Origin of the sequence: Helicobacter sp. L8 (assembly GCF_003660355.1) — a bacterium.
GTDB lineage: Bacteria > Campylobacterota > Campylobacteria > Campylobacterales > Helicobacteraceae > Helicobacter > Helicobacter labacensis.
This window is the reverse complement of sequence record NZ_QXQR01000052.1, coordinates 1-1,125: the sequence shown is the minus strand read 5'-3', so window position 1 is coordinate 1,125 and position 1,125 is coordinate 1. Positions and strand designations below refer to the sequence as shown.

At 43.0% G+C, this 1,125-nt stretch carries 1 pseudogene; it reads left to right on the top strand.

The window, feature by feature from the left end:
• A pseudogene (locus tag EAO37_RS09000) lies at positions 1-1,125 on the top strand (hypothetical protein); the annotation flags it as partial.

Here is a 1,125-nt window from a genome sequence, read left to right as displayed (position 1 = left end):
TAACAAGGCTCAAGAGCAAGAAGCAGACTTTAAACAACTCTTAGAGGGGTTAGCCCAGCCTAGTAGCCAGTTAGAGGCTAGCCATATTGTAAAGAGTGTGGGGAGTATTGAGGAGAAACTAGGCTACTATGGCGGGGATAGCACAAGAGTAGATGACTTTTTAAGAGCGGCAGTGATTGCGCCCAGTAGAGAACACCTAAATTCCCAACTTGTGGATATTACCCAGCACTTGCAAACCCAAGGCATACCCCACCGCATTGAGTATAAGCAAAACACCAGCGGGTATAAGGGTGTGCATATCCAATTTAACTATAACGGGGTAGGGAGTGAAATACAATTACACACGCAACAAGGGTGGGATGTTAAGAAACGCTTAGATGAGATTTACCATGTGTTGAGGGAGCACGAAATCAACCCAACTCTAACCCAAGCAGAGTGGGAACGCTTGAACCGAGAAAGTAAAAGATTAGCTCAAGATTTCGATGTAGATATTAGCGACTTTACTTCTTTTGAAGTCATCTCTACAGAGTCTAAATCTGCAGCATCGCTAAATTCACGGAACGCAACAAATGAAGAGAATTTAACCCATATTCTACGCTTAAAGTCAAATTCAAAAGCCCCACCCTCATCTGATGCGAGTGCATACAATCGCCCCGATTCTGTATTAAGCCAAAAAGACGAAATTTTAACCGGGGGTAAGGGGATTGATGAATCCATTGACACTCCTTTATCTAAAGATAGCACATCCCCCCTTAAAACCCCCCAAGAGTTAGCAGAGATTCAACTAGAACCCGAGCAGATACACGATCTATTAAGAGAACGCTTTAGACAAAGAGATATTTGGGGCGCACAGCACACCATCAAAAACCACCCTGCACGCATAGAGGATAGAAAGAAAAAAATTGAGATCGCCCAAAGGGGGGATTTAGAGGAGCAGGCAATAGCACTTATAGAAAAAATTAACAAGGCACCTAGATCACAAAAACAAAAACTTTACGAACAGCTAGAGGCAAACCAAGACGCAAGAGACATAGACCTACACAAGCGCATCATAGAGGGCTATGAAAGAGAGATTGAGAGGGCTAAAAAATATCTAGCTAGATACCAAAAAGCCCAAGAGTTTAG